The sequence below is a fragment of the Brevundimonas sp. genome, from assembly GCF_030656255.1.
Taxonomy (GTDB): Bacteria; Pseudomonadota; Alphaproteobacteria; order Caulobacterales; family Caulobacteraceae; genus Brevundimonas.
In genome coordinates, this window is record NZ_JAUSOE010000079.1 from 21,143 (window position 1) to 27,987 (window position 6,845).

A 6,845-nucleotide genomic window follows, 5' to 3' on the forward strand; every position below is an offset into this window, starting at 1 on the left:
GGACGGCCGTCGGTTCCGCCTTACTTGGCGGGACGCTGCATCGGGGTCATGGCCGCTGCGGTCGCGCGCTGGGCGAGCAGTTGATCTTCAGGCAGCGGGATCAGGCCGCGGTCGGCCAGATAGCCGCCCTTGCCGGCCGAGCCTTCCGACAGGAATTCCTGAATATACTGCTGCAGGCCGGGGATCACGCCGATATGGGCCTTCTTCACATAGATGAAGAGGCTGCGCGACAGAGGGTATTCGCCGCTGGCGATGGTGTCGGCGTTGGGCGTGACGCCGTCGATGGTCTCGGCCTTCACCGTGTCCAGGTTCTGTTCCAGGAAGGAATAACCGAACACGCCCAGCGAGCCGGGGGTGCGGGTCAGGGTCTGGACGATGGCGTTGTCGTTTTCGCCTGAGTCGATCCAGGCGCCGTCTTCGCGCAGGGTGTGGGCCAGGCCCTCGAACCGGTCAGGGTCGGACGCTTCGACGGCGGCGGCGGCGGGCACCAGCTTGGCGCCCGGCGTCATGCCCAGCTCCAGGAAGGCGTCGCGCGTGCCCGAGGTGGGCGGCGGGCCATAGACCTGGATTCGCTGGTTCGGCAGGCCCTTGTTGACCTCGTTCCAGGTCTTGGCCGGGTTGGCGATGAACTGGCCGTCGGGGCCGGGCACTTCCTTGGCCAGGCCTTCGTACAGGTCGTTCAGTTCGAAGTTGAAGCTGTTGCCGTTGCGGGCCGTGGCGACGACGATGCCGTCGAAACCGATCTTGATCTCGACGATGTCGGTGACGCCGTTCTTCTGGCACAGGTCGAACTCCGACGCCTTCATCTGACGCGAGGCGTTGGCGATGTCCGGGGTGTTCGGGCCGACGCCCTGGCAGAAGGCCTGGATGCCGCCGCCGGTGCCCAGGGATTCGACGCGGGGCGCGGCGCCGCCGGCGGTGCGGGCGAAGTTCTCGGCCACGCGGGTGGCGAAGGGGAAGACGGTCGACGAACCGGCCGACCAGATGCCCGAACGGGCGCTGGAGCCGCCGCCGGAACCGCCGTCGCCGCAGGCCGCCAGGGCCAGAAGGGCGGCGGTCGCCGTCGCCAGTTTCAGTGTGCGGATCATTTGAAGATCTCCCTGAGCATCGATTTCACGACGGTTAGACCAGACGAGTGTGACTGTTTTTCCTGCGTCCCGGATAGGGCGCCCGCGTCGCCGGCCGTTACAGCAGGCGCTTGCGCATGACCTGGGACAGGGTGTCGATCAGGGTCACGGCGACCACGATGACGATGGCGATGGCGGCGACCCGGCTGTAGTCGAAGGCCTGGATGCTCTCGAACAGGGTCTGGCCGATGCCGCCTGCGCCGATCAGGCCCAGCACCGTGGCCGCGCGGCTGTTGGATTCGAACCGATACAGGGCGAACGAGGTCCACAGCGGCGCCACCTGAGGAAAGACGCCCCAGACGATCTCGTGCAGCTTGCCGGCGCCGGTGGCGCGCACGCCCTCGACCGGCCCCTTGTCGATCGACTCGACCGCCTCGGAGAACAGCTTGGCCAGAACCCCGCCGGTGTTCAGCGCCAGGGCCAGCACCCCCGCCAACGGACCCAGGCCCACGGCGACGATGAACAGGGTGGCGATGACCAGGTCGGGGATCGACCGCAGCAGGTCCATGAACCGGCGCACGATAAAGACCATCCAGCCCGGAGCGATGTTGCGCGACGCCATCAGGCTGAGCGGCAGGGCGATGAAGACGGCCAGGAAGGTGCCCCACAGGGCGATCTGCACCGTCAGCCACATCTGGCCCGCCAGACTGGTCGTCGGCTGGGTGAAGACATGAGTGAACGACGTCCAGAAGTCTCCGGGCGGGAAGATGGCGCCCCAGTCGGGCCGCAGCAGGTCTGCGCCATAGGTGGAGATGTTCGACGAGCCCGAGAACAGCCGGCCGAAATTCTGCATGTCCACCTTGCCGAAACTGGCGATCAGGATGATCGCCAGCCCGCCCCACAGCATCAGGTCGAACGGGGTGGCCGACAGCGACTTGGTCGGCGCCGAGGGAATGGCGGTCGGGGCGACGCCGCCCTTGGCCGCCATGTCGAGGCTGGCTTCGGTCAAGGCTGGACCTCACGCTTGGCGCGCAGGGCGGCCAGATCGCGTTCGGCGGCGGCGACGCCGGCCTGGTCGTTCTTGGCCCTGGCCTCGCTCAGCTTCTGGTCGGCGACCATTTCACGCACTGGATCCAGGTAGGTGTCGTCGGCGGCGCGGAACATCGAATAGTTCAGGCCCGCCAGCACCTGGCGCTGGCGCTCGGCCTCAGGCCCCTGGCCCTGGCCGTAGGTCAGGAAGAAGCTGCGCAGCTTCTCCTTCAGCGCCGGGTCCAGATCCTCGCGGATGACGATGCCGGATTCCGGAATCGGCGGCGACACCCAGATGTCCTCGATCTGCGAGGCCAGTTGCGGGTTCTCGCGGCGCATGAAGACGGTGTTGACCGAGTTCGAGGTGGCGATGTCGACCACGCCGGTGGCTACAGCAAAGGCGTTGGCCTGGTGGCTGGCCGAACGCACGGTCTTGAAACACTGGTTGGGCACGATGCCGCGCGGATTGAACAGGAAGGTCAGCGGGGCCAGGGTGCCGGAGGTCGACTGCGCGTCGCCGATGCCGAAGTCATACTGTTTGCCGCAGGCCAGCACCTTGTCCAGCGTGATGCCCGAGCCTTTGCGCACGACCAGGGTCGAGGTGTAGCTGTCGCGCCCTTCCGGATCGACGATGCGGGCGATGACCTCGCCCTGGGCGCGGTCCACGGCTTCCAGCGCCGGCTTGGCCGAGAACCAGGCCACCTGGGTCTGGTTGAACCGCATGGCCTCGATCAGGACATTGTAGTTGCCCGCGAAGAAGGGTTTCACCGGCACGCCGACGGCCTTGGACATGTCGTCCAGCAGCGGCTGCCACAGCGGGCCCGAAGAGGCCTGGCCCTCGGCCGACAGGATGGAGAAGGTCAGTTCCGACGGCATGGCGCCGGCCGCCGTCTTCTCGTCGCCCCCGCCGCACGAGGCGAGGCCCAGGATCATCGCTGCGCCCAGGGCGGCGGCCCCGGCCTTGGACATGAAGCGGCGCGTCAAGGACGCTTGAAACTGGCTCATGCCTTGGTCTCCCAGAACGCGTCCTCGAATTCAGGACCGTAGATATCGATCAGGCGCTGTTGATCCAGGCCTGTAGCGGGGCCGTCATAGACGATCTTGCCGCCCTGCAGGGCGATGACGCGGTCGCAGTAACGGATGGCGTAGTCCACCTGGTGCAGGGTGACGATCACCCCCATGCCGTCGCGGCGGTTCAGCTCGACCAGCAGCTCCATCACCTTGCGGGCGGATACGGGGTCCAGCGAGGCGACGGGCTCGTCGGCCAGGATGGCCTTGGCCCCCTGCACGATGGCGCGGGCGATGGCGCCGCGTTGCTGCTGGCCGCCCGACAGGGTGTTGGCGCGCTGCCCGGCGTAGTCGCTGACGCCGACCCGGTGCAGGGCCGCCATGGCGCGATCCTTGTCGGCCTGGGGCCACAGGCCCAGCAGACCCTGCCAGGCCGGCAGACGCCCCAGGGCGCCCAGCATGACGTTGGAGAACAGGCTCAGACGTCCGACCAGATTGAACTGCTGGAAGATCATGCCCAGCTTGCCGCGCGCCTGGCGCACGGCCCCGGTGACGCGCCCGTCCTTCTGGACGGTTTCACCAAAGACGCTGATCGTCCCCTTGCCCGCGTCGATCGACTGCAGGCCGGTGATGGAGCGCAGCAGGGTGGACTTGCCCGATCCCGATGGACCGATCAGGGCGACCATCTCGCCCGAGGCCACGGAGATCGAGACGCCGTCCAGCGCCTTTCGCGATCCGAAAGTCTTCGACACGTCACGCGCCAGGACAAGCCCGGGGGCGACGGCGGCTGCGGATGAGGTCATGAACTCGCTGGGAGGCTGTGGCGAACGGGCGCCGCATGACGCGACAAGGGCTGTTGAGCAAGTCTTAATCGCACGGCAGGCGTAATCTCGTCCAGAGCCACGCCGTTCGTCGCCCTTTATGCCGCGATCATCCGTATCGGGACGGGTCCCAGACCTTTCATCATCAGTGCGGAAAGCTCGACCGTGGGCCCCTGGGGGCCTGTGACGCTGCCGCAGGGGATTTGTGACAGTCCAAACCCAGGCCCCGCCACGAAAAAACCCCTTTACATGACAGTCCGATGCCCCCATATCGCGGCTTCCGGCGGACCCCGTAGGTCCTGTCTGCGCCGCTAACGCCGGTCTGGGTTTAACAATTAGCAGGGGGTTACGTGAATTGCGCACGTATCAGCTTCCCCTGGACCTGGTCCGTGAGCGGTCCCCTGAACGTCCCGTCGCCCTCGTGCGACCGCGTTCGGTATCCGTAGCGGCGCGCTGGTTCCAGGATAATCTAAAGGCCGACGTCTTCTATGCTGTGAAGGCGAATCCGTCGCGTTGGGTCATCGAGACCCTGATCGAGGCCGGTGTTCGCGGTTTCGACGTGGCGTCCATCGCCGAGATCGAGCTGGTTCGCTCGGTCAGCCATGACGTTCGCCTGGCCTTCATGCACCCGGTCAAGAGCCGGTCTGCAATCACCAAGGCCTATTTCGAACACGGCGTTCGGACCTTTTCGCTCGACTGCGTCGATGAGCTGAACAAGATCCTCGACGCCACCGGCGGCGCGGACGACCTGAATCTGATCGTGCGCATGGCGGTTTCGGCCGACGGCGCCGCCTATACCCTGTCGGGCAAGTTCGGCGTTCCCGCCGACCAGGCCCCCGCCTTGCTGCTGGCCACGCGCCAGGCGGTCAAGGACGGGCTGATGGGCGTCAGCTTCCATGTCGGCAGCCAGTGCATGCGCCCAACCGCCTATCAGGCGGCCATGGCCCAGGTCGGCCGTTCGATCAGCCGCGCGGGCGTCATCGTGGACATCGTCGATGTCGGCGGCGGCTTCCCCTCGGTCTATCCCGGCATGGTTCCGCCGGACATGAGCGAATACGCCGACGCCATCCATCGCGGCTTCAACGAGATGCCGGTGTCGGAAACGACCGAGCTGTGGTGCGAACCCGGCCGGGCCATCGTCGCCGAATCCTCGTCGATCCTGGCCCGTGTGGACCTGCGCAAGGGCGACGCCCTGTATCTGAACGACGGCTCGTACGGCTCGCTGTTCGACGCGACCCACTCGCGCTGGCCCTTCCCGACCAAACTGGTCCGGGACGGCGAGGCGTCGGGCGAGCTGAAGGCGTTCCAGTTCTATGGTCCGACCTGCGACTCGATCGACCACATGCCGGGTCCGTTCTGGCTTCCGGCCGACATCCGCGAAGGCGATTTCATCGAAATCGGCATGCTGGGGGCCTATGGCGTCGCCATGTCGACCGGCTTCAACGGCTATGGCGAACACGACATCGCCATCGTCGAAGACGCCCCGATGGCCTCGCTCTACGGCCTGGCTCCGCGCTCCATCCCCACCGTGCGCACCACGGCCGAGGAGAACGCCCGCAAGGTCGTGCGTCTGTCACGTCCGAAAGGTAAGGCCGGTCAGAGGAAGAAGTCACGACGCTGATCGTGAGGGGGGAATCGTGAGTCGTGATTGTCAGCCATGACCGACTTGCGAACCCACCGCGATCTCGACGTCTGGAAGCTCTCGCTTGATTGGGTTGAAGCCGTTTATCGTTGCTCGGTCTCTTGGCCGTCTGACGAGCGGTTTGGCTTGATCAGTCAGGTTCGTCGTTCAGCCGTCAGTGTGGCCGCCAATATCGCGGAGGGTGCAGGCCGAAACGGAACAGGTGAGTTCGTCCACTTCCTCGGCATCGCGCGCGGGTCACTCGCGGAGGTCGAAACTCATCTCCTCATCGCCGCGCGTCTAGGCTATCTGACAGCTGACAATCTCCAGCCTTTGCTTGCTGACATGGATCGGATCGGGCGTATGCTCTCCGCCCTTTCGACGCGACTGAAGCAACGGCGGCACGACTGACCGCACTTCACCATTCACGCCTCACGATTCACGAGTCACCCATGACTGCCAACACCAAGGCCCAGCTTCTGCAGAATGTCGTCGAGCACGTGGACAACACGTCCTTCGACGCGCGCCCGATCATCGACAGCATGCGCAAGATGTCTTTCAGCTCGCGCGACACCGCCCGCGCCGCCGACATCTTCTCCATGGCCATCGAGGACAAGGACTGCTCGCCCTGGCTGATCCTGGCCGGTTCGACCTCGGCCGGCGGCTGCATGCATGTGTACCGCGACATGGTGAAGTTCGGCATGGTGGACGCGGTCGTCGCCACCGGCGCCTCCATCGTGGACATGGATTTCTTCGAGGCCCTGGGCTTCAAACACTATCAGGCCGCCGGCGAGGTGGACGACAACGTCCTGCGTGAAAACTACGTCGACCGGATCTACGACACCTATATCGACGAGGAAGAGCTTCAGGCCTGCGACCACACCATCCTGGAGATCGCCAACCGGCTGGAGCCGCGCGGCTATTCCAGCCGCGAGTTCATCTGGGAGATGGGCAAGTGGCTGAGCGAGGGCAACGCCAAGAAGCCCGGCTCGCTGATCCAGACCGCCTATGAAGAGGGCGTGCCGATCTTCTGCCCGGCCTTCGTCGACTCATCGGCCGGCTTTGGTTTGGTCAAGCACCAGAAGGAACGCGCGGCCGCCGGCCAGCCCTATCTGATGCTGGACGCCATCGCTGACTTCCGCGAACTGACCGACATCAAGATCGCCGCCGGCGTCACCGGCCTGTTCATGGTCGGCGGCGGCGTGCCCAAGAACTTCGCCCAGGACACCGTCGTTTGCGCCGAAATCCTGGGCGTCGAGGCCGAGATGCACCGTTATGCGGTCCAGATCACCGTCGCCG

At 65.8% G+C, this 6,845-nt stretch carries 7 protein-coding genes; 3 read left to right on the forward strand and 4 right to left on the reverse strand.

Features of this window, described 5'->3' with window-relative positions:
• Positions 1-20: 20 nt before the first annotated feature.
• The 4 genes from Q7J26_RS08745 to phnC form a co-directional block, all read right to left on the reverse strand.
• Positions 21-1,088, reverse strand: a complete 1,068-nt coding sequence (locus Q7J26_RS08745; RefSeq protein ID WP_304936070.1) for a substrate-binding domain-containing protein — start codon at positions 1,086-1,088, stop codon at positions 21-23.
• Between the two features lie 97 nt (positions 1,089-1,185).
• Entirely contained in the window at positions 1,186-2,076 is an 891-nt protein-coding gene (gene phnE, locus Q7J26_RS08750) for a phosphonate ABC transporter, permease protein PhnE (RefSeq protein WP_304936071.1), read from the reverse strand.
• Complete coding sequence (phnD, locus tag Q7J26_RS08755; protein ID WP_304936072.1) at positions 2,073-3,101, reverse strand: phosphate/phosphite/phosphonate ABC transporter substrate-binding protein; 1,029 nt, start codon at positions 3,099-3,101, stop codon at positions 2,073-2,075. The genes phnE and phnD overlap by 4 nt, the downstream gene beginning before the upstream one ends.
• Positions 3,098-3,907, reverse strand: coding sequence for a phosphonate ABC transporter ATP-binding protein (gene phnC / locus Q7J26_RS08760; protein WP_304936073.1), 810 nt, complete (start codon positions 3,905-3,907; stop codon positions 3,098-3,100). The genes phnD and phnC overlap by 4 nt, the downstream gene beginning before the upstream one ends.
• Before the next feature lie 373 nt (positions 3,908-4,280).
• Here phnC and Q7J26_RS08765 point away from each other — a divergent pair, with 373 nt between their 5' ends.
• The 3 genes from Q7J26_RS08765 to Q7J26_RS08775 form a co-directional block, all read left to right on the forward strand.
• Complete coding sequence (locus Q7J26_RS08765) at positions 4,281-5,546, forward strand: type III PLP-dependent enzyme (protein WP_304936074.1); 1,266 nt, start codon at positions 4,281-4,283, stop codon at positions 5,544-5,546.
• Between the two features lie 36 nt (positions 5,547-5,582).
• Complete coding sequence (locus tag Q7J26_RS08770; RefSeq protein WP_304936075.1) at positions 5,583-5,957, forward strand: four helix bundle protein; 375 nt, start codon at positions 5,583-5,585, stop codon at positions 5,955-5,957.
• Between the two features lie 41 nt (positions 5,958-5,998).
• Positions 5,999-6,845: deoxyhypusine synthase (locus Q7J26_RS08775; protein WP_304936076.1), on the forward strand; the 847-nt coding region annotated here is incomplete at its 3' end.

What these genes read in the sequence shown, in the direction of transcription:
- phnC (WP_304936073.1), bottom strand. Translation starts at nt 3,907, where the DNA reads ATGACCTCATCCGCAGCCGCCGTCGCCCCCGGGCTTGTCCTGGCGCGT.
- phnD (WP_304936072.1), bottom strand. Translation starts at nt 3,101, where the DNA reads ATGAGCCAGTTTCAAGCGTCCTTGACGCGCCGCTTCATGTCCAAGGCC.
- Q7J26_RS08745 (WP_304936070.1), bottom strand. Translation starts at nt 1,088, where the DNA reads ATGATCCGCACACTGAAACTGGCGACGGCGACCGCCGCCCTTCTGGCC.
- Q7J26_RS08770 (WP_304936075.1), top strand. Translation starts at nt 5,583, where the DNA reads ATGACCGACTTGCGAACCCACCGCGATCTCGACGTCTGGAAGCTCTCG.